The sequence below is a fragment of the Halohasta litchfieldiae genome (genome assembly GCF_002788215.1).
Taxonomy (GTDB): domain Archaea; phylum Halobacteriota; class Halobacteria; order Halobacteriales; family Haloferacaceae; genus Halohasta; species Halohasta litchfieldiae.
Map to the genome: position 1 here is coordinate 686,623 of NZ_CP024845.1, position 23,866 is coordinate 710,488.

24 protein-coding genes are annotated in these 23,866 nt (G+C 60.2%); 15 read left to right on the plus strand and 9 right to left on the minus strand.

Going from position 1 to position 23,866, the window contains the following annotated elements:
- The first annotated feature begins 14 nt into the window (after positions 1-14).
- The 3 genes from HALTADL_RS03420 (at position 15) to HALTADL_RS03430 (ending at position 2,448) form a co-directional block, all read left to right on the plus strand.
- Positions 15-944: an HhH-GPD family protein gene (locus HALTADL_RS03420; protein WP_089672865.1), complete on the plus strand. Its 930-nt coding sequence runs from the start codon at positions 15-17 to the stop codon at positions 942-944.
- 167 nt (positions 945-1,111) lie between these two features.
- Positions 1,112-1,534, plus strand: coding sequence for a transcriptional regulator (locus tag HALTADL_RS03425; RefSeq protein WP_089672864.1), 423 nt, complete (start codon positions 1,112-1,114; stop codon positions 1,532-1,534).
- 392 nt (positions 1,535-1,926) lie between these two features.
- On the plus strand, positions 1,927-2,448 hold the full coding sequence (locus tag HALTADL_RS03430) for a universal stress protein (RefSeq protein ID WP_089672863.1): 522 nt from the start codon (positions 1,927-1,929) through the stop codon (positions 2,446-2,448).
- Here HALTADL_RS03430 and HALTADL_RS03435 read toward each other — a convergent pair.
- Positions 2,445-3,392 (minus strand): biotin--[acetyl-CoA-carboxylase] ligase, encoded by a 948-nt coding sequence (locus HALTADL_RS03435; protein WP_089672862.1) that lies wholly within the window; start codon positions 3,390-3,392, stop codon positions 2,445-2,447. The two genes, HALTADL_RS03430 and HALTADL_RS03435, sit on opposite strands and share 4 nt — an antisense overlap.
- A gap of 68 nt (positions 3,393-3,460) precedes the next feature.
- Between HALTADL_RS03435 and cofD the strand changes: the two genes are divergently transcribed.
- From cofD to HALTADL_RS03460, 5 genes are read left to right on the plus strand one after another with little or no spacing between them, the layout of a single operon-like run.
- The gene (gene cofD / locus HALTADL_RS03440; RefSeq protein ID WP_089672861.1) at positions 3,461-4,459 is read left to right on the plus strand and encodes a 2-phospho-L-lactate transferase; all 999 of its coding nucleotides are present in this window, start codon (positions 3,461-3,463) and stop codon (positions 4,457-4,459) included.
- Positions 4,456-5,262 (plus strand): tRNA-dihydrouridine synthase, encoded by an 807-nt coding sequence (locus HALTADL_RS03445; RefSeq protein WP_109561561.1) that lies wholly within the window; start codon positions 4,456-4,458, stop codon positions 5,260-5,262. Before cofD ends, HALTADL_RS03445 begins: the two co-directional genes overlap by 4 nt.
- Complete coding sequence (locus HALTADL_RS03450) at positions 5,259-6,131, plus strand: triphosphoribosyl-dephospho-CoA synthase (protein ID WP_089672860.1); 873 nt, start codon at positions 5,259-5,261, stop codon at positions 6,129-6,131. The genes HALTADL_RS03445 and HALTADL_RS03450 overlap by 4 nt, the downstream gene beginning before the upstream one ends.
- Positions 6,128-6,727 carry a DUF447 domain-containing protein gene (locus HALTADL_RS03455; protein WP_394327360.1) on the plus strand — a complete coding sequence of 200 codons (600 nt, stop codon included), beginning with the start codon at positions 6,128-6,130 and terminating at the stop codon, positions 6,725-6,727. The genes HALTADL_RS03450 and HALTADL_RS03455 overlap by 4 nt, the downstream gene beginning before the upstream one ends.
- A 45-nt stretch (positions 6,728-6,772) precedes the next feature.
- Positions 6,773-6,958, plus strand: coding sequence for a 30S ribosomal protein S17e (locus HALTADL_RS03460; RefSeq protein WP_089672859.1), 186 nt, complete (start codon positions 6,773-6,775; stop codon positions 6,956-6,958).
- A 68-nt stretch (positions 6,959-7,026) separates the two neighbouring features.
- Here the strand turns inward: HALTADL_RS03460 and HALTADL_RS03465 are convergent, their stop codons facing one another.
- A complete protein-coding gene (locus HALTADL_RS03465) occupies positions 7,027-8,937 on the minus strand; it encodes a PAS domain-containing protein (protein WP_089672858.1) in 1,911 nt (636 codons plus the stop codon).
- Positions 8,938-9,101: 164 nt separating this feature from the next.
- On the minus strand, positions 9,102-10,496 hold the full coding sequence (locus tag HALTADL_RS03470) for an NAD(P)/FAD-dependent oxidoreductase (RefSeq protein ID WP_089672857.1): 1,395 nt from the start codon (positions 10,494-10,496) through the stop codon (positions 9,102-9,104).
- 127 nt (positions 10,497-10,623) lie between these two features.
- Between HALTADL_RS03470 and HALTADL_RS03475 the strand changes: the two genes are divergently transcribed.
- Complete coding sequence (locus tag HALTADL_RS03475) at positions 10,624-11,151, plus strand: PAS domain-containing protein (RefSeq protein WP_089672856.1); 528 nt, start codon at positions 10,624-10,626, stop codon at positions 11,149-11,151.
- Positions 11,152-11,338: 187 nt separating this feature from the next.
- On the plus strand, positions 11,339-12,289 hold the full coding sequence (locus HALTADL_RS03480; RefSeq protein WP_089672855.1) for a D-2-hydroxyacid dehydrogenase: 951 nt from the start codon (positions 11,339-11,341) through the stop codon (positions 12,287-12,289).
- On the opposite strand, the gene HALTADL_RS03485 is transcribed toward HALTADL_RS03480, so the two are convergent.
- Together HALTADL_RS03485 and asd are read right to left on the minus strand one after the other, a co-directional pair.
- Positions 12,286-12,690 carry a CBS domain-containing protein gene (locus HALTADL_RS03485; protein WP_089672854.1) on the minus strand — a complete coding sequence of 135 codons (405 nt, stop codon included), beginning with the start codon at positions 12,688-12,690 and terminating at the stop codon, positions 12,286-12,288. The two genes, HALTADL_RS03480 and HALTADL_RS03485, sit on opposite strands and share 4 nt — an antisense overlap.
- A gap of 113 nt (positions 12,691-12,803) precedes the next feature.
- Positions 12,804-13,844, minus strand: a complete 1,041-nt coding sequence (gene asd / locus HALTADL_RS03490; RefSeq protein WP_089672853.1) for an aspartate-semialdehyde dehydrogenase — start codon at positions 13,842-13,844, stop codon at positions 12,804-12,806.
- Between the two features lie 739 nt (positions 13,845-14,583).
- Between asd and HALTADL_RS03495 the strand changes: the two genes are divergently transcribed.
- Both HALTADL_RS03495 and HALTADL_RS03500 read left to right on the plus strand, forming a co-directional pair.
- The gene (locus tag HALTADL_RS03495; protein ID WP_009488263.1) at positions 14,584-14,943 is read left to right on the plus strand and encodes an SHOCT domain-containing protein; all 360 of its coding nucleotides are present in this window, start codon (positions 14,584-14,586) and stop codon (positions 14,941-14,943) included.
- Positions 14,944-14,950: 7 nt separating this feature from the next.
- Positions 14,951-16,339: a permease gene (locus HALTADL_RS03500; protein WP_172404562.1), complete on the plus strand. Its 1,389-nt coding sequence runs from the start codon at positions 14,951-14,953 to the stop codon at positions 16,337-16,339.
- 254 nt (positions 16,340-16,593) lie between these two features.
- Here HALTADL_RS03500 and HALTADL_RS03505 read toward each other — a convergent pair whose 3' ends face one another.
- Positions 16,594-16,878 (minus strand): hypothetical protein, encoded by a 285-nt coding sequence (locus tag HALTADL_RS03505; protein WP_089672852.1) that lies wholly within the window; start codon positions 16,876-16,878, stop codon positions 16,594-16,596.
- Between the two features lie 222 nt (positions 16,879-17,100).
- Positions 17,101-18,006 carry a universal stress protein gene (locus HALTADL_RS03510; RefSeq protein ID WP_089672886.1) on the minus strand — a complete coding sequence of 302 codons (906 nt, stop codon included), beginning with the start codon at positions 18,004-18,006 and terminating at the stop codon, positions 17,101-17,103.
- A 188-nt stretch (positions 18,007-18,194) separates the two neighbouring features.
- On the opposite strand from HALTADL_RS03510, the gene HALTADL_RS03515 reads away from it, so the two are divergent.
- From HALTADL_RS03515 to HALTADL_RS03525, 3 genes are all read left to right on the plus strand, one after another.
- Entirely contained in the window at positions 18,195-19,337 is a 1,143-nt protein-coding gene (locus HALTADL_RS03515; protein WP_089672851.1) for a CBS domain-containing protein, read from the plus strand.
- Positions 19,338-19,453: 116 nt separating this feature from the next.
- Positions 19,454-20,299, plus strand: coding sequence for a cytochrome B (locus HALTADL_RS03520; RefSeq protein ID WP_089672850.1), 846 nt, complete (start codon positions 19,454-19,456; stop codon positions 20,297-20,299).
- A gap of 69 nt (positions 20,300-20,368) precedes the next feature.
- Entirely contained in the window at positions 20,369-20,695 is a 327-nt protein-coding gene (locus HALTADL_RS03525) for a hypothetical protein (protein ID WP_089672849.1), read from the plus strand.
- 13 nt (positions 20,696-20,708) lie between these two features.
- Here HALTADL_RS03525 and HALTADL_RS03530 read toward each other — a convergent pair whose 3' ends face one another.
- Both HALTADL_RS03530 and HALTADL_RS03535 read right to left on the minus strand, forming a co-directional pair.
- Complete coding sequence (locus HALTADL_RS03530) at positions 20,709-22,628, minus strand: molybdopterin biosynthesis protein (protein ID WP_089672848.1); 1,920 nt, start codon at positions 22,626-22,628, stop codon at positions 20,709-20,711.
- Positions 22,625-23,857, minus strand: a complete 1,233-nt coding sequence (locus tag HALTADL_RS03535; RefSeq protein ID WP_089672847.1) for a molybdopterin molybdotransferase MoeA — start codon at positions 23,855-23,857, stop codon at positions 22,625-22,627. Before HALTADL_RS03535 ends, HALTADL_RS03530 begins: the two co-directional genes overlap by 4 nt.
- Positions 23,858-23,866 lie beyond the last annotated feature (9 nt).

Here is a 23,866-nt window from a genome sequence, read left to right on the forward strand (position 1 = left end):
TCCCACAGTCGACAATGAGTGATTCGGGCACCAAGGAGAGCGCAGAACTCCCTGACGGCGAGACGGTCGACGCGATTCAGGACGCGCTGATCGAGTGGTACGAGGCCGACCACCGGTCGTATCCGTGGCGGGAGACCGACGACCCATATGCCATTCTCGTCTCCGAAATCATGAGCCAACAGACCCAACTCGACCGGGTTGTCGAGGCGTGGTCGGATTTTCTCGACGAGTGGCCCACCGTCGACTCGCTGGCTGAGGCTCCCCGCGGCGACGTGGTGGCCTTCTGGAGCGACCACAGCCTCGGCTACAACAACCGCGCGAAATATCTCCACGAGGCCGCCAATCAGGTCGTCGACGACTACGACGGTGAGTTCCCCGACACACCCAGCGAACTCAAGGAACTGATGGGCGTCGGCCCATACACCGCCAACGCGGTCGCCTCGTTTGCCTTTAATAATGGTGATGCGGTGGTCGACACCAACGTCAAACGCGTGTTGTATCGCGCATTTGATATTCCGGACGACGATGCCGCTTTCAAAACTGCTGCCGAGGAGCTGATGCCCGAGGGTCGCTCGCGGGTCTGGAACAACGCCATCATGGAACTCGGCGGGGTTGCCTGCGAGAAGACGCCCAAATGCGACACCGCGGGCTGTCCGTGGCGCGAGTGGTGTACGGCCTACGAGACAGGGGATTTTACAGCCCCTGACGTGCCGACTCAGCCGAGTTTCGAGGGGAGCAGGCGGCAGAAGCGCGGTCGCGTTATTCGGACGCTCGGCGAGTACGATGAGTTGACACTGGATAAGCTGGGACCGCGAGTGCGAGTCGACTACGGCGGCGAGACTGGCAAAGAATGGCTTCGGGAGTTGGTCGCTGATCTCGCTGATGATGGATTAGTTGACGTCACAGACGACGGCGAGTCGACGGTTGTTCGATTACAGCAGTAACGCGGGCTATTTTAGCGCCACATCTTCCGGGTCGACACGCACAAACGACAGATCCAGTTGGCGACCATCAGTACAGTCTACGATGGCGATCAGTCGACGCTGTAGCCGGATAGTGACCCGATCAGTGAGAGATAGTTTTACAATGGTTACCCTCGCAACTGGGAGTAATGGTGAAGTCGACAGTTCGCTTCTCGGAGGCGGTGATGGACCGCGTCGAGGAGCTCGTCTCCGGAGAAACGTTTTCGAGCAAATCCGAGTTCCAGCGGTTTGCCGTTGAGTTCGTCCTCTCGGAGATCGACGACTACGAGCCTGAGATGCTGGATTTTGACGACGTCCGCGACGAGGTATTCCCCGACACCGCTCCGGCAAGAGGCTCCGATAACGTCCCTGAACCGGGCGCGGAGTTCTATCAGATCGCCGCCCGCGTCCGACAGTTCGCGATCCGCGACGAGATCGATACTGCCCGCGACCTCATCGACACCCACTATCCGGCGACCGATCCCCGAAGCGTCCTCCTTGACGATATCGTCGAAACCTACCGCATCCGCGAACTGTTACAGACTTCTCCACTCCCGGACGAGACCGACTAGTTGTCGACGCTGGTTGGACTTTTTCTGAATTGCGATCTTGTCCTTAATTCTATCACTTTTAGATACAATAACCTCTGTATTTTCGGGTCTATTTTCAACTATAATACCGAGTAGATCATTAACCCGGGCTATTTTGTCCATCTGTACACATCTACACACGGACAAGAATAGTCCTAAATAAAGGGCTGCGAAATCTCGACGGTTCATTATTTATTTCAGTAGACATCATACTATTAAAATAAATACTGCGCTACTGTTTTGAGATCTGTTATATAATCATTCAGTACAGTCTGAGTACAGAAGTCGTATTTGGAACAACTAGTGGTCTTGAGATTGCTCACGACATCTGGTAACAACGATTAACACACTACCAACCCATGGTATAAGGTAGCATGTCACTGTACAACCGCATTTTAGTCCCGACAGATGGCTCACAGGAGGGTATGCGGGCGATTACCCACGCAATAGCTGTTGCCGAGGCACATGGGTCGACAGTGACTGCACTGTATGTAATCAACACGGCGAGTTACAACGGGATTCCGATGGAGTCGTCATGGAAGAACGTGACGACGCTGCTCGACACGAACGCGCAGGCAGCACTCGACGAGGTCGTCGACATGGGTGCCGAACACGACGTTCCTGTCGAGACCGAAATCGTCGAAGGACCACCGAGCAAGGAGATTATTACGGCGGCTGAGGTCGACAACTGTGACCTGATCGTGATGGGCACTCATGGCCGCGGCGGGATCAACCGGCTACTGTTGGGGAGCGTCGCCGAAAAAGTCGTTCGCAGTGCCTCCGTCCCGGTGATGACTGTCAGAGTCGGCACGGAGCCCGCCGAGGTCAGTGGCCCGTCGACCGCCGAACCGGACACTGACACTGGACCGATGGCTGCCGACTCCTGGACCAGTTAACTGGTTTCAGCAGGTCGCAAATGCTCACAGTCGCCCGCGTGGACGACTTCTTCGCCGGTGTCAGTTTCGACAACTAGCGCGCCGGGGAACTGCACGTCGACGGCCCGTCCCTCGACGACTCCTGTCGACGTCTCGATTCGAACCTCGCTGCCAAGCGTTGAACTGTACTCTCGCCACTGATCAAGCACTGTATCAGGGTTTGAAAGCTGTTCGTGGAGTGATTCGAGCAGTCGTTGGACGAACAGTCGACGGTCGATGTCGCCTGTCAGTTCTCGAAGGCTCGTTGCCCCCTCCGGCAACTCGGCAGCGTCGATGTTGGCGTTAACACCGATGCCAATAATAAGCCACGACACCCGGTCGGCTTCACCCTCCATTTCGGTGAGAATCCCAGCTAGCTTCTGGCCGCCGCGTTCTCCCTCGTCGCCGACGAGCACGTCGTTGGGCCATTTGAGGTGAGCGTCGACGCCTGCCTCCCGACACGCAACGACGGTTGCAACACCGGATGCGAGTGCCGACAGTGGGACGTGAGCCGCCGGAAGATCCGGCTGGAGCACGACCGAACACCAGACGCCGCCGCTGGGGGCGGTCCACGCCCGCTTGAGTCGACCGCGGCTCCCGGTCTGTTCGTCGGCGACGACCGCGACGTCGACGGCTCCGGATTTGGCCACCTTTCGGGCGCGGTCGTTGGTGCTGCCGAGTGAGTCGTGGTACTCGACGGTGTACGGTGCCTCCAGCCCAAATTCGATTGCGGCCGCACCATACTCCGGAACACCCGTTACCTCGTAGCCCGCGTCCGTGCTTTCAATCGTGAACCCGTCGTCTCTGAGCGCTTCGACCTGCTTCCAGACTGCGGCCCGAGAGATATCCAGCCGCGTGGCCAGTTCAGGCCCCGTGATCGGTCCCTCCTCGAAAGCCGCCAACAGCGTGCGGCGAGTTTCGTTCATTGCCAGCAGTACGCACTCGGCGACAAAGAGCCGTCGGATACAAAGCCACGCCCTGCCTACGTCACGATATGATCACGTTTCTCGCTGGTGGCACGGGAACGCCGAAGCTGTTGGCCGGGGCCACAGCCCAGTTCGACCCCGACGGGCTCACCGTCGTCGCCAACACCGGCGACGATATCGAACTTGGCGGCCTGCTCGTCTCTCCGGACGTCGACACCGTCCTCTTTCACGAGGGCGACGTCTTAGACACCGACCGATGGTGGGGAATCGAGGACGACACCCACGAGACCAACGCCGAACTCCACCGACTGGCCGAGGAAGCCGACCTCGACACCGGCCCACAGTACCTCCCGCCGCGCGAGCAGACCGCCGGTCGACCGATTGCCCGCTGGCGACGCTTCTCGGGCATCGCTGAGTTCATGACCATCGGCGACCGCGACCGGGCGGTCCACATCACGCGCACGAGCCTGCTTGACGAGGGCAAAACGCCCACCGAAGCGACCCGGATTCTCGCCGATGCCTTCGACGTCGACCTCACGCTGCTGCCGATGACCGACGATCCAGTTGCGACTATCATCGCAACCGAGGAGGGGCCGATCCATTTTCAGGAGTACTGGCTCGGTCCAGCTGACCACGACGTACAGGGCGTCGAGTTCCGCGGGGCCGAGGAGGCCGAGCCGACGACCCACGTGCTCGACGCCCTCGACGCGCCGGTCGTGATCGGCCCCTCAAACCCGGTGACAAGTATCGGCCCAATGCTCGCGGTACCGGGTATTCGTGAGGCCCTCGAACGAACTCCGGTCGTTGCGGTCTCGCCGTTCATCGAAGACGAGGTGTTCTCGGGACCGGCCGCGGAACTCATGGACGGCACTGGACGGGAACCAAGTACACGAGGGGTAGCCGACGCCTACCCCTTCGTCGACGCCTTCGTCCTCGACTCCGAGGACGGGACTGATCTCGACCGACCAGTCGTCCGAACCGATACGAAAATCGATGACGAGGCAGACAGCAGACGAGTGATGGAGGCCGTGATTGAGGCGATGGCGGAGTTGGGGATCAACGTATGAGTCGGCGGGAGCCTGAACGGTCGACCAGCTGCTCAGCGGGCAATAGCCGGTGCCTACCATTCAAACCACGACTGGCGCTAGCGAGTCTGAGCGGCGAGGCCGACGCCGCGTGGGCGGCCGCGGGGGCGGAACTCGCCGGAGCAGCCTTTATAGGTGGGGTTGCCCTTGACGAGCCGAGCCGGGAGGCTGCCCGCGCGCTCGTCGACCGGGACCGCGAGGAGTTTCTCCCAGATGATCCGCTGGCGTTTATAAGCGATCAACTGTCGACACTCGATGCGGTACCGATTCAACCGGGCGTCAACGTCAGAGCTACGCGCCTTGAGCCGATTCGACGGGCCGCAGCAATCTGTGCGGATCACGACGCAATCGTGGAGATCAACGCCCACTGTCGACAGCCTGAACTCTGCGAGGTGGGCTGTGGCGAGACGTTGCTGGCCGATACCGACCGACTAACAAAGAATGTCTCCACGGCCGCCGCCGAAGGAGCGACGGTGAGCGTCAAGGTTCGTGCCGAGGTTCCCGGCGTCGACCTGTCGACGGTTGCCGAGCGAATCGAGGATGCGGGGGCCAACATTATCCACGTCGACGCGATGGACTCTGAACCTGTGATCCGGGATGTCGCTACGGCGTCCGATTTGTTCGTGATTGCCAACAACGAGGTACGGGATCAAGAGACTGTAAGAGAGTATCTCAGCTATGGGGCCGACGCGGTCAGTGTGGGTCGACCGAGCCGGGAGCCGACCGGCGCGGTAATGCAACGGGTGGCCACCGCGGTCGACCAGTGGGAGGTACCAGTCAGATGAGTCGCTGGGGCGAGACCACTGGCCGAACCACTGTTGACAACGCACAACTCGCGCTGCTACTCGAAGTGTCGGGGACCCCCAAACCGGGCAACGTCGACCGCCACCGAGATCTGGATGACCTCCGATTCGAGCACCTCATTGCGGGGGCGGTCGGTGCCCGAAGCGGCCTCCAGTGTGCTGCCGCAGGCGATTCAGTCGGGGCCGCCTTCGAGCAGGCGGTCAGCGGGATGTCGAACCAACAGGGCGGTAACACCCAGTTCGGTTGCCTGCTGCTGTTGGTTCCACTTATAAAAGCCGCCGCCACCCAGTCGCTCACACCGGATGGCGTTCGGTCAGTGGTCGACGCGACGACTGTTGAGGACGCCGTCGACTTCTATCGGGCCTTCGAGCACGTCGACGTGGCGGTCGACGAGCCACCAGCTGATGCCGACGCATTGGACGTTCGACGGGGCAGCGAGGTCGCCGCAACGCTCCGCGAGCGAGGGCTCTCGCTGTACGACATCATGCAGTTGTCGGCCGATCCCGACGACCGACTTGGTGATGGCAACGCCCGCGAGTGGGTCTCGGGTTTCGAGCGAACGTTCGAGGCGGCCGACTCGCTGGTGGCCGACGAGGGACCAGTTGGTGACCGGACGGCTCGCGTCTTTCTGGAGCTACTGGCCGACCAGCCCGACACGTTAATCGCAATCAACCACGGTGAGGCCACTGCGCGGTCGGTCTCCGAGCGTGCGGCCGCAGTCGACGGTGATCTCGCGGCCGCCGAACGGCTCGCCGAGGAGTTCGTCGACGAGGGGTACAACCCGGGGACGACCGCAGATATTACGGCTGCGGCCCTGTTTGTCGCACTCGAACGGGGATTAGAGGTATGACTGATATGCGCTCCGAGTGGCCCGTCGACCTCCGTGGAGTCACCGAGTCCATCGTCGCTACACTCGGCCCCAACGACCGGTGGAACATGGCTGCTCTTGGGCTTCACGCACCTGACGAGTTGGGCGAGCCAGTCGAAGCGACGACGTGGGGTAACACCCGGACGCGACGAAACTTTCACCGCCAGGGCGGTGGCGTGGTGCAGTTTACGGCCGATCCGCGGGAGTTCGTCGACGCCGCCGTGACGATCCGCGAGGAAGACGAGCCAGTGTTGCCAAACGCCGACGCGTGGGTCGAAATCGAGGCGACATCAGTCGACAGCGGAAAGGATGGCAGCACCAGTTGGGAGCAATGGGAACTCCGACCCACCGAAGCGGGAATCGTCGAAGGTAGTCGTCCCCTAACGATCAATCGCGGGTTCTACGCCGTTATTGATGCCACCGTGGCGGCCTCGCGGCTTGAGGTGTCTGCCTTTGAGACAGCAACCCTGCGTGATCGGTTGGCCTACTTCGAGGAGACCGTCGAGAAGTGTGGTGGGCCACGAGAGCATGAGGCATTCGAGACACTGAGCGAGGAGACTGGATGGCGGGAGTACTGAGTGCGGAACGAATCGTTTTAGTGTTGCTCCGACCGAAGAGGCTGTATGGCAATCAAACCGAAGTACGTCAAACAGCTCGCAACGACCCTGCTTGAGCGCTACCCCGAGGCATTCAACACCGATTTCGATACCAACAAGGAAAACGTCTCCAAGCTCACTACCGTCGACTCCAAAGGCGTTCGCAACCGAGTCGCCGGCTACATTACGCGAAAGAAAGCCGCAACGGTCTAATTGCTACAAGAGAGTCGTGTGACTGTTTGTGAGGGTGAGATAGTGGGAACCATAGCGTCCCGGAGTGGCTACTCGTCGTCACTGTATTCGGAGAGCTTCTGCTGGAAGCCGACCCAGTGGGTAAGCTCGCCGGTGTCGTCTCTGACTGGCGCGATATCAAGTTTGTTCCAAAACTGGGTACCATCCTTCCGATAGTTTTGCAGTGTTACCGACACCGGTTCGTGGCTCTCGATCCCTTGCCGTATCTCGTCGACCGTCTCGGGATCCGACGCCGGACCCTGCATGAACCGACAGTTCCGGCCGAGAATCTCCGCACGGTCGTAGCCGGTTAGCTCACAAAACTGATCGTTCGCATACACCATCGGATTGTCATCGAGGGTCGGATCGGTGATCGCGATACCGATGGGGGCTTCGTCCATGGCCTGTGTTTTCATTTCGAGTTCGGCCTCCCGGCGGTTCCGGGCAGTGACATCCCGAGCCACGAAGAGGTGTTGGCCCGGCACGACGTTGGCTGCCCCAGCGTACTCGACCGCGCGGTCGACACCGTCTGCCCCGTGGATGGTGACTGTATCACGCCGCTCTGTGTCGGTCTGGAACTGTTGCCACTCGCTGTTGAAATCGAACTCAGCGGGCAGAAACTCTTGGAGTGATCGGCCGAGTAACTGTTTCCTGTCGAGCCCGAACACTGCGGTTGCCCCCGCGTTGGCATCGACGATCCGGCCCTCGTCATCGGTGATCAACAACGCGTCGGTTGCTTCTTCGAAGGCGGCCTTATACTGGTCGCGGGCCCGCGTGAGTTCGGTGATCCCCGACTCGCTGCCCGTCTCGGGAAGCCGTGGGATCGAGACCGTCATCGTCGTCCCTTGGTCGGTCACTGTCGTCTCGACGCTGCCGTCGTGGCTGTCGATGATCCAGTGGGTGAGCCACAGCCCGAGTCCGCTGCCGTGAACAAGCGGCGTCTCCGCGCCCTCTCTGAGAACGGTACGTTCTTGCTCGGAGAGCCCCGGCCCGTCGTCGGCAACGTGTATTTCGAGCGCGTTTGGGAGGCTGTCGACGGTCACGGTGACGGTCGGAGCCTCGCCGCAGTGTTTGGCGGCGTTCTCGACGAGTTCCATGATCGCCCGCTCGAAGTTTGCCAACACCGCCACCGAGATGTCGTCGTCACAGTCGACCGAAATTGACGCGTTGGGATGTGACTGGGTGACTCTCTCGACGACGTACTCGATTAGCGCAGCGATATCGGTTGGGTTTCGGTCGGCGGTTTCGCTGATTACCTGCTCCAACTCGCGGGCTTTCTGGCCCAGTCCGATGAGTTTGTCAATGTTGCGGAGTGCGGTCTCACCGCTTTGTGTGTCATCCAACTGCTCGGCCATGATCTCAGTGTGTCCCCGAATGACTGCCAGATCGTTCCGAAGGTTGTGTCGCAGCACGCGGTTGAGCACGGTCGCAAGGTTGGCCTGCCTGGTGAGTTCGGCCTCATGTTGTTTGCGTTCGAGTTCACGTTCGAGCAGTCGAGCAATCAGTTCGGTAAACATCGTCTCGCCGTCGCTGAAGGCATCCCGTGGATCGTCAGCGACGAAACAGACCGTGCCATACGGTTCGCCGTCGACAATAAGCGGTGTGCCGTGATAGCAGTGCAACCCGTGGGTTACGAATGCTGGATCATCAGCCCACCCCTGGTTGGGCGCGTCAGAGAGGGCAATCTGGGCGTTGCTCTCGATTGTCCGCCGGCAGTATGTCGTCCCGAGATCAAGCTCTAAGCCCGGTGGGAATTGTCCACTGGCTGGGTCTGTGCTGGCGATGGTTTTCCAGTGATCGGTTTCTTGATTGATACGGGTTAGATGGCCGTTGTCCGCCCCCAAATACTGTGCGCCAAGCCGCAGTGCGTCCTCGGCTTTCGTCTCGAACGGCGTCTCTCGACGAATGATCTCATACAGTTCGTTTCTCGCCTCTTGGGCAGTGTATGTGGTATCAGACATTGTTAGGGGATACGGCCATACAGGGTGCAGGTTCGCTTGGAAGCAGTTTATTACTATCTTCCTCACAGAAAGTTCTCTGAATGTGATTAGTATGGGCCTGTGTTAACAAATAACTACCTGTTGGAATAAGACTAGTAACCCAATGAGCGGACCGCTATTTCCACTCAGTAGCTGTACGTTTCTTCAGTAATCTGGACGTAGCCCTGTTTTTTGAGCGACCGTTTTTTCTTTTTATATTTATAAAGGGTCTTCGCGCCGGAGAGCCCCGACCGGAGCGTGCTCTTTTTAAGAAGGTTAGAGCCATCCGCCGCGAGCATCCCACGAACTGATTTAAATGTTCGATCCCAGTCGCTCGGCCCATAGCCGCGGCAGAGTTCGGCAAAGGTGACGTTGCGGAGTAGTTCGTCACCGATGGCTTCGTCCCATCGGTTGTTGTACGTCGACAGATCGCCTTTCGCCGCCAACTCGCCAGCAATCGCTCCCGTCCGAACGGCAACGTGGTCGCCGCCCTCGTGGAACGCCGAGGTCGTCCCCATTGCGCCACCGGCGACCGCGATTCCAGCGTCGACGGGCGACTCGATTGGCTGTGTCGAGGAGATACTGTAAGTTTCGGTACCGTCGCGCTTGCCGCGGTCTTCAACCAGTGGGAAGTCGGTCTCGATGTCGTACTCGTCGCCCCACTGCCACTCAAGCAGTCGATGAATGTAGGTGCTCCCCTGTGGGATACTGTCGTCGTCTGGCCGAAGGAGTTCGTACTCGTCTCGGTCGTCGACGGCATCGATGTCGAGCCCGATTGGCATCGTCAACCCAACCCGGCAGACCCGCGCGTCGTTCGGGAACACCCACGGATAGGCCGTATGGCCGGGCATCACGCCCCACCAGAATTTGATCGACGTCTTGAGTTCCTCGAAGACCTCCTCGGGGAACCGTCGGTACTCCTGATAGGCGATATGGTTGGCTTTCGGCGAGGCCAGTAGTTCCGAGGCCTTGGTGTCGTCGGGGAGATAGCTATCGAGCACTCGGTTAGTAACCGTACGCTGTGGGCCATCCGCGAGAATTAGGAAATCAGCCCCGATTTCCTCGCCGTTGGCCAGCGAGACGACGTGCCGCGGATCGTCCGCGGAGCCGTCTGCATCGAGGTCGCTGTCGACCTCGGTTACGCGAACCTTGAGCCGGTACTCCGCGCCGGCGTCCTCGGCGCGCTCGCGCATCCAGTCGTCGAACCGAGCGCGATTGAAGGTGTAGCCGAAATGGTCGTACGACGATTCGATACCGGTACTTCTCAGCGTGCAGGATTCCGTGGGGCCAATGAACTCCGCGCGGTCGAGGTGTTGGAGGAGGACATCGTCGGGGAACTCATCCGGATGAATATCCATGATGTCGACCCAGTAGTCGAGAATGCCCGCCGCGTCGGTCGAATCGGGACCGAGTCCCTCGCGGTCGGCCCGCGGGACGCCCTTCTCACAGACGACCGCCGAGGCACCACCGCTGGCCGCGGCATGTGCCGCCGCCGTGCCCGCGGGGCCACCACCTACGATAGCCACGTCTACGCGTTCCATACCAGTTACCGCCCCGAGTTGATATTAAAGCCACTGAACTTGTGGTCCACAACTCAATGTAAGGCGTTGACTACCAGCCCACAATGAATCGTAAACCGGTATATAACACGGTCCCCAAGATACCGGTATGTCCGTCGACGCCGATCTCAAACGGATTTTTCAGGCCCAAACCAAGTCGGATGGCCCTCTCATTCCCTCGATGGCCGTGTTGGAACAGCTCGCCGACACGCTCGGTGAGATTCGTGCGAGTGCCAACCCCGATAGCTACAGGACCGATGCGGAGTCGACGCTTGACTGGAACACGCCCGCGATGGACACCGCGCCGATCGGGATGGCGATTTCGGGGCCAGCCTACGAGGACAACCCAATCGCGTACGTCAACGATCAGTTCGAGGGGATCACGGGCTACACGGAGGTCGACCTGATCGGCGAGAACCTACGACTCCTTCAGGGACCGGAGACGGCCAGCGACCCGGTCGACGACCTCCGGGAAGCCCTCGACATCTGGGCTCCGGTAATTGTCGAACTCCGGAACTACCGCAACGACGGCACCAAGTTCTGGAACCGCCTCGCGCTGGCTCCGATTGTCGACGTAACCGGGACGGTCAGCAATTGGGTCGGCTTTCAAGAGGATATCACCGACAGGCGGTCATAGGGACAGCCTACCAGCCAGTATTAACTGCCTACTCCCGGTAGATCTCGTCGTTTCTCTGCCTCGTCGTTGATCTCTTCGAATGGCTGTTCTTGTTTGCCGTGTGAGACGTGGTTCCGGAGGTGTCGACAATGACATCGAACCTACCAGAGTGCCGCAAACTCATGTGGGTGGACGTCAATACCCGTGTATGAGTGATCCGGAGATTGCAATTTTACGACAGAAAATTCACGGCCTATCGGCTGACGACTACGCGACTGCCCTGCGGTCTCGACTGCCGGAGACCGAGATTGCGGTCGCCCAGACGCCCAGCGAGGAACGGGAACTCTTGGAACAGGTCCCGATTGCAACCGGGTTCGAACTTTCACCCGACGAGGTCGAGGCGGCCCCGAACCTGGATCTGTTCGCCTGTGTCTACGCCGGCGTCGGCCATCTGGATCTCGACGCGTTCGAAGCCAACGGGACGGCGGTTACCAACGCCTCCGGTGTCCATGGCCCCAACATCGCCGAATACGTCATCGGCTCGATTCTCTCCCACGTCCGCGGCTTCAGACAGGCGTGGCGACAGCAGGATCGTAACGAGTGGCGGTCCTACCCTGCCCGCGAGTTTCAGGGGAGCACGGTCACCGTCGTCGGGCTTGGCTCGATAGGCCAAGCCATTGTCGACCGTCTCGACCCGTTCGGCGTCGACACCATCGGCGTGCGCTACACCCCAGAGAAGGGTGGCCCAACCGACGAGGTACTCGGGTTCGACGAGATCCAAGACGCGTTGGCTCGGACCGACTACCTCGTCCTCGCCTGTCCGCTGACCGACGAAACACGGGGTCTCATCGACAGCGAAGCGTTCCTTACTCTGCCGTCGGACGCGTTCATGGTCAACATTGCGCGTGGTGGCGTGGTCGACACCGACGCGCTGGTGGCCGCGATGCAGGCCAACCGGATTTCGGGTGCCGCACTCGACGTGACCGATCCCGAACCACTGCCGAACGACCACCCACTGTGGGACATTGATACGGTCTCGATCACACCCCACAACGCGGGCCATACGCCGAACTACTACGAACGAACGGCCGAAATTCTGGCAACGAACGTCGAACGCTACAGGCAGGGAGAGACCGAGTACGAAAATCAGGTCGTTTAGGCGATCTGTCGGGGTTCGGAGTAGGACAGATACGCCGTCATATCGGTCGTTGTCAGCATTCCGATCACCCCCGAGTCCTCGTCGACCACCGGGAGATGGTGGAATCCCCGGTCGACCATCGTCTCTGCGACCTCGGTGACCGCATCGTTTGCGGTGACGGTGACAACGTTCTCCGTCATATAATCCGCAACCGTCGTCTCGGCGGCGTCGGCCCTATCAGCGGTCATCCGAACGAAATCAGTCGTCGTTAGAATTCCAACCAACGCGTTGTCCGCGTCGGTGACGACCAGCGAGCTAATCTCGCGGTCGAGCAGTCTCGCTGCGGCCTCTTGGACGGGCGTCTCTGGCGATACCGACTCAACCGGGGAGGACATCAACCGACCTACAAATATGTCTGTCATGGTTATTGGTATACATTCGCATAGAAAAGTGTTGGTACTCGATGGGGTAGTCGACTCGGTTTCGGTTTCTTTCTGCAGTCGCAAAAATGTGACCAGCCGTTTAGGAGGTGGCGTTAAATCCAGCCTCCTTCGACCAGCAGTTCGCCGTTCAGTAGGCTCGCGCCGGCGGCACCGCGGATGGTGTTGTGGGCGAGACAGTTGTATTTGAGTCCGGAGTCCGTCGAGGCGACGCCACCGGCCGAAATCTGCATCCCGTTTTCGCGGCTCCGGTCCATCCGGGGCTGTGGGCGGTCGGGTTCGTCGTCGCCGAAGACGTGGATCAGCTGCTCGGGTGCGCTCGGGAGGTCGGCACCGGGGTACTCTCGCATGGCCGCCCGGGCCTCTTCGGGGGTCGGCTCGTCGGCGAGGTCGACAAAGAGGCTTTCGAGGTGGCCGTCGAGCGTTGGAATTCGGTTACAGGAGGCGTTGACCGTCGACTCGTGCATGCTGAGTTCTGCGCCGTCGAACCCACCGAGCAGTTTGCGGGATTCGGACTCCATCTTGGATTCCTCGCCGCCGATGTGGGGAATCGCGTTGTCGATGATCTCCATCGAGGTGACCCCGGAGTAGCCAGCACCCGAGACGGCCTGCAAGGTGGTGACGTCGACGCGGTCGAGACCGAACTCGTCGAGTGCGGCCAGCGTCGGCACCATCGTGATCGTCGAGCAGTTGGGGTTTTTGATGAGTGCACCGTCCCAGCCGCGGTTGTCACGCTGGACCTCGATCAGGCCGAGATGGTCTGGGTTGATCTCCGGAATCGTGAGGGGCACGTCGTCGGCCATCCGGTCGTTTAAGGAGTTCGAAGAAATAATGTGGCCCGCTTCGAGGAATTCGGGTTCGACTTCGCTGGCGACCGACGAGGGGAGCGACGAGAACAGGAGGTCGACGTCATCCGAGACCGCCTCGGGGGTCGTCGCGCCGACTTCCATTTCAGCGATCTCCTCTGGAATCTGGGTTTCGACTCGCCATTTGGCGGCTTCGCGGTAGGTTTTTCCGGCGCTCGATTCGCTTGCGGTGAGTGCGGCGATCTCGAACGTCGGGTGGCCGTCGAGCAGCTGAATGAACCGCTGACCGACTGCGCCCGTCGCTCCGAGAATGCCAACTTGTACTGCCATTACCGTGGGGTGCAGTCTCATACACATAAGTGGGTCGGATTGCCACGCAGTTCCCCGAACAATCAGGAAGAATACGGCCGCTACCTCCCGATTCGCGACTGGAACTGTCAGGTTCTATCTGCATGTTTGATATAAAAGTACGATGAGAGTCGACTGATGATTGTGTCTGTCCATTACATGGCGTGGTTTGGTTCGTGATTTTCAACTCCGAGTCGTTTGATCGCTGGCTACTGGGCGACTCATCAGAAGGTGTAAACTATGGGCGGTGGTATGTTGACCTACGTGCCCTAGTCCCCGGCGGAGTACTCCTACTTGGGAGCGATGATCGTCCGGAGAACCCAGGCACGTGATATACGGTTCGTTGTCGACCGTAACAGACAGCTGCCCGGCACGAGGGTTTCCCGACCGACGTGGCATGCCGCCTCTGAATGAGGTCGGGCGTTAGTGTTCCGGGTAACATTTTCCGAAGTTACACAGAGTACGTCTCCATCCTGCGTAGGTACGCACGGACTGTTTCGATGGCAGTTTCAGATGTAAACGCTTGCCAGTTGTCGACATCGGATAGAACCCTCCGATTAGCGCCGTGTTCGGATCGGGATCATTCACTCAATCACAAAACGGATTGCATGCTAAGAATTTGAGCGCCATTTGCTTTGGAATCGTAAGCGAAACGACTTTGAACGATGTACCCGTATATTTAGATTGAGATCGCGTTTTGACGCGACTCTCGGATACTATCATGACCACCAATACAATTGATCGACAACTCGTCTGGGTCGTCCTCGCAATCATCGCTGCCCTGATTATCGTTCCCCTGTTCGGCATGATGTGGGCCGGACCGATGATGGGTGGGATGTGGGGTACCGGAATGTGGGGTGCAGATGGCATGTCTGGATGGATGCTCATCATTGGCGTGGGGATGCAACTCCTCTTCGTCGCCGTCATTGCCGGGGCCGTCTACCTCGGCTATCGAGCGACACGCAAGGGGGATGACTCATCTGACCCTGCAGTCAAGGAGCTTCGGGCTGCCTACGCACGTGGCGACCTGAGCGACGAGGAGTACGAACGACGGCGGGACCGACTCGAAACCGAACCGTAAACCGATGATGTTAGCACCACTGGGACCAGCGGTTGCCGAGGCCCTCCGGATCGGGATCGGCTTCCTCTGGACAGCCGCCTGGGCGATCATCATGGGATTAGTGATCACCAGTCTCGTCCAAGTTTACGTCTCGAAAGAACGAATGGCTGCCGTGCTTGGCGATGCCGATATGGCCGGTGTCACGAAGGCCACGCTGTTCGGCGCTGCCAGCAGCGGCTGTAGCTTCGGTGCGGTCGCCATCGGGAAGGGGCTCTTCAAAAAGGGTGCCCACGTCGTGAACTTCCTCGCGTTCATGTTCGCGTCGACGAACCTCATCGTCGAACTCGGATTGATGATCCTGATCCTGTTGGGCTGGGAGTTCCTCGTTGCCGAGTTACTCGGTGGTCTCATCCTCATCGCAGTGATGGCAGTGATCGTCCAGTTGACGCTTCCAGAAACCCTCTTTGAGGAGGTTCGCACCGAACTGAATCAGCGAGATCACGACCACGGCGTGACCGAGGATCCGACCTGCGGAATGGAGGGGCGAGACGAGTATTCGCTCGTCACGGATGGTGGCGAGACGCTGAAATTCTGTTCGGAGGGTTGTATGGAGACCTATCAGCAGGAGGTGGCCAGCAGTGGGAGCTGGCGAGACGAACTCCTGTCGTGGGGTGGCTGGTACAAGGTCGGCAACCAGTATCGCAAGGAGTGGTCGATGCTCTACACGGACGTGATAGCGGGCTTTCTGATCTCTGGATTCGTCATCGTGTTCGTCCCACAGTGGGTCTGGAACACGCTGTTTTTGCAGGGCGACGGCATCCTTGTCAGCGCTGAGAACGCAGTCATGGGCGTGGCTATCGCTGTTATTAGCTTCGTCGGTAGCATGGGAAACGTCCCGTTCGCCGTTGCGCTCTGGGGTGGCGGTGTGAGCTTCGCCGGTGTGATCGCCTTCGTCTATGCCGACCTCATTACAGTCCCCGTGCTCAACGTCTACCGGAAGTACTACGGCTGGAGTGTGATGCTGTATATCCTCGGCGTGTTCTTCGTGACGATGGCATTCACGGGGTTTCTCATGGAACAGCTATTTAGTGTGTTAGGGATCGTCCCCGATCTCGCTGGTGGCATGACTGCGAGCGAGCAGACCTATTTCGAACTGAACTATACGTTCTACCTCAATCTGATCGCGTTCGCACTCTCAGGATTCCTTCTCTACGTGTACCGACGCGGTCTGGGAGCACCCGGTCAGTACCGGGATCCTGTCTGTGGAATGCGAACCGGCGAGGATGGTCCAACCGTCATCCACGATGGTGATACCTACCATTTCTGTTCGAAGGCGTGTCGACGAGCCTTCGAGGAGACACCCGAGGAGTTCGCTATGATCGATCCAACAGTCTCGGGCGCTCACGATCACCATTGATAAATCGGTAACGCAATCCTTCTTTATCGAAATTCAATTAGTAACAGTTTGTGCTGCTGATACGGGTTGCACTATTGATTTCAGTTTTACAGACCCTACTAGTAGATCGTCGACTGGTAGTGTTCCGGGTAACATTTCGAACTATATATAGTTATTTTATTGATATTTGTGTAGCTATGCCAATTAGTTACGTAGGATAATAAAAACCGAGAGAAAACGAAGCATCATCTACATACCACTCAGAGATTCGTTACTCACGTCTTCCAGTCGACGTCCTCGTCATCAACTTCGAGATCATCGGCGTCAAGCCCACCCTCATCTGCCTCTTGGTTCTCCATCATATCCATCATATCTCCCATGACGGCTTCCATGTCGGGCTGATCCTGTTGTGTTGGTGGGTCCTGCATCATGCCGCCCATCCCACCGAACATATTGTCTTGCATTTTCTGGAGTTTCCGCTTCACAAACCAGATACTCCCACCGATACCGACAATAGCACCGATGACGACCCCGACTGTGAGCGACAGCGGATCGATCATTCGCTGCCTCCAGACGTTCTGTGCAGGCTTTTGTGGTTCCCGATTCTCGGAGACAGCGCGTGTGTCCAGCACCCTACGTTCGCCATACGTATCGTCTGCCGGTGAGCCTCAAATCGCTTGTGTCTGTGCTGCAGCGATTCGAGGCGGGTCGACCTCGGCAACTAGCGTTGCGTCGGCCGTTTCGACGTGTTCCCAGTAGGTTTCGATGAGGGACGCGTATTGCTACTGTTGCTGGCGGTTGACGACGAGCACGGGCACGTCGACGCTCCGCAGGACGCTCGCAGCGACACTCCCGAGCAGTTGGCGTTTGAGATTTGACCGCCCATGAGACCCCATCACGATGAGGTCGATATCGGTATCCGATACGTACTCACGAACCCCTGCAACAACCCCGTTGAACGACGCCGTTCGTTCGACAGCTGTCTCAACATCAAGCGCAACGTCGGCTGCGGTGATCTCGTCTGCAACCCTGTCGACGGCTGTCTGTCCACTCGCTTCGAGTCGGTCGACGAACTGCATATCGAGACCGCCCGCACTGAACATGCCGCCTGCATCCTGGAGGTCGACCACGTTTAGCACGTGGACGGTCGACCCATAGCTCGCTGCGACCGCGATGCTGTGGAGTGTGGCCGCCTCGGCGTTGTCGCTCCCATCGGTCGGAACGAGAAGCTTGGAGTATGACTGTGCAGTCGGGGTCGGCTGCTCCTCGTTTGGGACGACAAAGACGGGACTCCCAGCGCGGTGGAGTACCTGTTCGGTGACGCCGCCGAGGAGTTTCGTTTTCAGGCCTGTCACACCCTGTCGACCGAGGACAATGAGATCTGCGTCCTGCTCGGCTGCATGCTCGCTGATCTCGACGGCGGGCGTTCCCTCTCTGAGGGAGGTCGTGAGTTGTTGTCCAAACTCACGATCCGAGGCGTCGTTTTCGACTGCGGTGAGTGCTGTCTGACCTCGTTCTCGGAGCTGCGTCTTTTCGTCGCCTGAGACTGCGAGACGCAGTGTCTTCTGTGGGACGACGTGAAGCACGTCGACGTCAGCAGCGAACCGCTGGGCGAGTTCGAGACCACGTCTTGCGGCGTGTCTGGCTTCTTCGCTCCCGTCGACAGCCAAGAGGAGACGGTCGTACATGGGCCCCTGTTCGACCCCAACCGTCTTCATCGTTTGGCGTACTGCCAGCAGCCCGTACAGTCTCCGTAGAGCGACCAGCTACCGCGACGGTCTCACTGACTGACGCCGATCACATGATATTTCCCGGCAAACCATGCTATTGTGCAACAAGGTTCAATACCCCCGGCGATGTATATACTGATTGGACTATGGATATAACTGATATTGTTATGACGGAGTTCGTCGAGGTGGATGTCGACGAGCGACTCGCCAAGGTGCGGGCGAAGTTCGACGAGCAGAACCCCCGTGGGGTGATCGTCACCGACGACGGCGCCTACGAGGGGGTGATCGGAGAGTCCGAACTCGTCAAATCCCGTATCCAGGACGACACCAAAGCGAGCGTGTTGATGACGTCGGCTCCCCGGGTCGACCACCACGAGGACATCCGTGAGGTTGCCCGACTGCTGGTCGAGGGCGATGTCCAGATCGCGCCGGTGTTCCGCGGTGACTCCCTTGCTGGCATCATCACGGGCGACGCGATTCTCACTGCGGTCCTCGAGAACCTCGATGCACTGATCGTCGAACAGATCTACAGCGAGGACGTCATCAACATCGCCGCGAAATCGACGGTCGGCCAAGCCATCAATCGGCTTCGGGAACACGGTATCTCGCGGCTTCCCGTGGTCGACGACCGTGGCTCGCTCGACGGCGTGATCACGACTCACGACATCGTCGACTTCGTGGTTCGGGACCACGAGCGCCAGCACAAAGGCGACCGAAGCGGCGACCGCGACCGCATGCTGGATCTCCCCGTCGAGAACCTGATGAGCAGTCCGGTCGTGACCGCGACGCCCGACGAGAGCGTCGAGGTCGCCGTCCAGCGGATGTTCGACAACGAAATCTCCGGACTCGTCGTGACGGCTGGCGAGGGCCAGCAGGCGGTCGCCGGTGTCGTCACCAAAACCGACGTGCTCCGGGCGTTGACGTTCACTGAAGAGGAGACGATGGACGTTCAGATCACCAATGTCGAACTCCTTGATACGATCAAGCGAGAGGAGATCGTCGACTCGATCACACAGGTCGTCGACAAATACCAGGAGATGAACGTGATGCACGCCCACGTTCGGTTCCACGAACACAAGGAGAAACTCCGCGGCACGCCGCTGATTCAGGCCCAGATTCGGCTCCGAACCAGCCACGGCCAGTTGGCTGGCTCGGGTGAAGGCTACGGCGCGAACCACGCCTTCCACGTCGCGCTCGACAAACTCGAACGCAACGTGTTGGAGCTGAAGGGAATCAACGCAGACAAGGAGTACCGCGGCCAGCTGCTGCGGAAACTCAACGAGATCTGAGACGATAGAGTGAGGGAGCTCCCGAGCAGCCCCCGTTCTGTGCGGTCTGGTTACTTTTTTGGTGTGCGAACCGTCCACTTCGTCATGCTTTTGAGCGGTCCCTTCCAAAACTGACCATGAGCGCAGACGAGGACAAGTATCCCGCGGAGTCCGGTCGTCGACGGTTCGTCAAGGGTGTTGTCGGTGGGGCGGCACTCGCTGGTGTGGGAGCCACCGGCGCAGTGTCGATGAACACACTAACGAGTTCGTCCGGTGCGGGTGGTGGACCGGTCGAAGCGATGGTAATCGAAAACACGGGCGGTCCCGCCCCGCGTGGGATGCCCCAGATTCCCATCGAGATAGACGACGAGGGATTCATCAAAGGCGTCTGGCCCGAGATCACCACCGAAACCGTCGAAGGTGTCGAAGTCGAAATCGCCAGAGAGGATATCGGCGGGGTAACGTACTCCCAAGAGTGGTTCCAGTACTGTGGGCTCGAATCGAACAACGCACTCGATCCGAGCTACGAGTCGGATAACTACTTCATCACCGACCCCGCGGCTGGCTACGAGTGGCAGTCAGACAAATCCGAGGGCGACCGGTTCAACATCTCCGAGTTCGACGACTACACCGAGTGGCAGTCGGATGCCGGTATCGGGAGCCCCGGTGTCGGGAAGGCTGGCTCGGCTATCTGGCGATCCGGCGATTCGGAAAACCCCATGCCGGTGACAATCCTGCGATCCGAAACTATCGAAGAGGCCGCCCAAGACAACGAGTGGCTGGCCGCCAGCACCGATCAGGGTGTCATCGCGTGGCTCAACAAGTGTACCCACTTCTGCTGTGTGCCAACGTTCAAGACCGCCGCTGACGCGCCCAGATACAACGCCGCAGACAAGGTGTACTGTGCGTGCCACCAGTCGGTGTACGACCCATTCTCCATCGTTACTGCACTCTACATCTCCCGACCACGCCCGACCGAGTAGTCGTCTCCCGCCCACGATCTCCGAGCGGTCGACCCCCGAATTTTTCCGCGTTCTCATCCGAGTAGCCGTATGGCCGAATCAACTGGCTTCGAGACGGAACTCGCCCGTGCCCGTGCCCTGCTCGATGCGGAGGATCTCACTGCCGTTCACGTCGGCGTCATCCACGACGACCAGACGGTCGACACCGTCGCCTCCCGCCGAACTGACACCGACACCGAAGAAGAGCTCCAAGCACTCTCGCTGTTAGCCACCCATATCCGTGCAGTCGCCGCCGAAGCCGGCGTCGACTACGACACCGTCGCGGCGGATGCCGCCGCTGTCGCCGCCCAACTCGAAGAGTTGCCGGTGACAGCTCCAGATGATGACGAAAGCGTCGACAGCGAGTCCGATACGTAACGAGGTCGACCTGCTACTCGCCAGCGAATCGGTAGCCCGAAAGCGACGAACAGTGATCCGGGAGGTCGTCGAGTTCGCTCCGGAGTCGGTCGACCGCTTCCTTTTCGGTACGCTCCGGATTGACGAGCACGTCGACCGACTGGTCGCCAAGCGAGACAAAGCCGAGATCGAGTTTGTCGGCGGTCGTCCGGAGGCCGAGACCGACAGCCGCACGCCCCTCGATAACTCGCCGGGCCGGGCTCTCGACGGCCTTGACCGAGGCCTCGAAACCATCGATGGCCTCAACGAGACTGTGGCGTGAGATGTCGCGCTCCTCGGCCACCTCCGCGAGTGCGTTCGAGAGACTGGTTCTGAGCCCGGAGTTGGTGTCTCGGTTGACGAACCGAAGGTCGCGGTCGACCAGATCCTCCAGTTCTTCGATATTGTCCGGGTTCCCCTCGGGAACGAGCAGCCCCCACTCGCGGTGCCAGCCGCCGACCGACACCGCTTCGACATCTCGGTCGACCGGGCCAGCGACGACCGCGAGATCCGGCAGGCCATCGCGGAGCCTGCGTAGTCCCTCACGGCTTCCGGGCGAGAGATACCGGACAGGCCCGAGGTGGTCCAGCAGTTCGTTGAGTGCCGGATCGTCCTCACCGATGCCGAGCAGTGCGGGCGGCTCGACGTCCGGCGAAAACAGCTGGACAGTCACCGACTCGCCAGCACTCAGATAATCGGTGTCGGGGTCAATCGCAACCACGCCGTCGGCCTCGACGAGGCTGGTCGTCGCCCCTGATCCTTTATCAACCGGATACACCAACCGACTCCCGCTCCCGTCTTCGAGCACGCCGACTGATAGGAGTCGCAACCGTCCCTCTTCGGAGCGGGCTTCGACCGCCATCTCGCCCGCCATCGTCGCGGTTGCTGGCTCCGGCTGTCCCGTCGCTTCGCGGAGCGCCGGGGCGACGAACGTCCGGAAGATGGTCAGCGCCGACACCGGATACCCCGGAAGCCCAATGTAGGCCGACTGCCCGCCGTTGCTCTGGTCGAGTCGACCGACCAACATCGGCTTGCCGGGTTTGACCGAGACGCCGTGCAGCAGCAGTTCGCCCCGGTCTTCGATCACGTCATAAATCACGTCGACCGCGCTGGCGGAGGTCGACCCCGAGGAGAGTACCAAATCACACTCGTCGGCAGCCTGCCGAAGGAGTCGCTCTAGTTCCTCGATATCGTCGCCCGCGTGCGGGTAGACGACCGCCTCGCCCCCAGCGGCCTCGACGCCTGCGGCGATGGTGTAGCTGTTGACATCGTAGATCTCCCCACGGTTGCTATTCAATTCCTCTCCGGGCCGAACGAGTTCGTCGCCCGTCGAGATAATTCCCACTGTGGGTTCGGCGACGACCGACACGCTGTCGACGCCCAACGCCGACAACAGGCCGATCTCTCTGGGGGTGATCTTCCGTCCCGGACCCAAGGCCCGCGCTCCGGCGGCGATATCCGCCCCTGCGACCATCACGCTGTCACCCGGCGTCACCGACGTCCGAATCCGAATTCGTGTCTCGCCATCCGGTCTCGTTGTTTCGTCGGTTCGCTCGACAACCACAACCGCGTCGGCTCCCGGCGGCATCACCGCGCCCGTCGAGATTTCGACACAGGACCCCGAGTCGACTGTCACATTCGGTTCTTCGCCCGCGTGGACTGTTCCAGCGAGATCGAGTTCGACCGGATCGGACTCGTCTGCGCCGAAGGTATCTCTCGCTTTGACTGCGTAACCATCCATCGCGGCGCGGTCGAATCCCGGCACGTCGACAGCGGCGTCGACGCGCTCGGCCAGCACGCGACCGTGGGCCTCGGTGAGGTCGACGACTTCGGTGCCGCCGCCGAGCGCCAGCGAGTCAATCGTCTCCCGTGCTTCGTCGGGGTCGGCCAGCGTGCGAAACTGTTTGCGGCTCATGGCTGAGCCTCCCAATCTTCGACGTTGACGCGCTCACCCTCGGCGTACCCCTCGCGGTCCTCGGAGACGACCACCCAGCCGTCGGCCAGTGCCACGCTCGACAGGACACCGGCTCCACCGGCACGAGTCGGCGTGGCGGTGAGTTCACCGTTCTCACTGTCGACGCCCGTTTCAACCCGAGCAAACGTTCGCGTTCCGGGCTCGCTTGGTATCTTTCGCGTCAGAGTTGCCTCGCGGGCGGGCAGCGGCTCGGTTGGGAGGTGACCCATCGTTTTGAGCAACGGTCGGAGCAGTTGGACCGCCGTGACCAGACAGGAGACTGGATACCCCGGTAGCATGAGCACCGGCGTCTCTTGGACGAGACCGATGGCGACCGGGTAGCCGGGTTTGATCGCGACACCGTGGACCAGTATCTCGCCAAGGTCGTCGACGACCTCGGGAATCAAATCCCGTTCGCCGACCGACGAACCGCCGGTGGTGACGATAATATCCTTCGTGAGGTCCCGCTGAATCGCCGCCCGGAGCGCGGACTCGTCATCGGTGACGATGTTGCGGTAGGTCGCGTCGCCACCCCAGCGGGTGACATACTGGGCGACGGTGAGGCCGTTGGTTTCGATGATCTCGCCGGGATCTGGGTCGGTTTCGACCAACTCCTCGCCGGTTGGAACGACGCCGACGGTCGGCTTCTGGTAGACGTCGAGTTTCCAGCGGCCAACCGATTTCAAAAGCCCCAGATCCGAGGGCCGGAGTCGGTGCCCCGGCTCGTACAGCATCTGTCCTTCAGCGACGTCTTCGCCCGTATCGCCGACGTTTTCGCCCGCTGCAACTGCCTCGTGGACCTCGATTGTCTCGCCGTTGTCGTCGACGGTCTCGATCATGACGACCGCATCCGCTCCCTCGGGGAGTTCGCTCCCCGTGTTGACGGGGATCGCAGTTCCCGGCGTGATCTCGTCTTCGGGCGGCACGGTATCGAGGATCTTCGGCGACCGATCACCAGCGCCGAAGGTGTCTGCGGCCCGGACGGCAAAGCCATCCATCGCGGCTCGGTCGTAGTTCGGGACGGGGTTCGGCGCGGTGATCGTCGAAGCGACCGCCCGACCGTCGGCCATATTTAACGGGAGCCGCTCGGTGCGCTCGTGTGGCTCGACCGCCGACAGCAACGTGTCGACTGCGGCAGCGAGCCGGGTTCGATGTTTGAACCCGGATGTTTGTCTGTGATCTGTGGTCATGGCTATTTG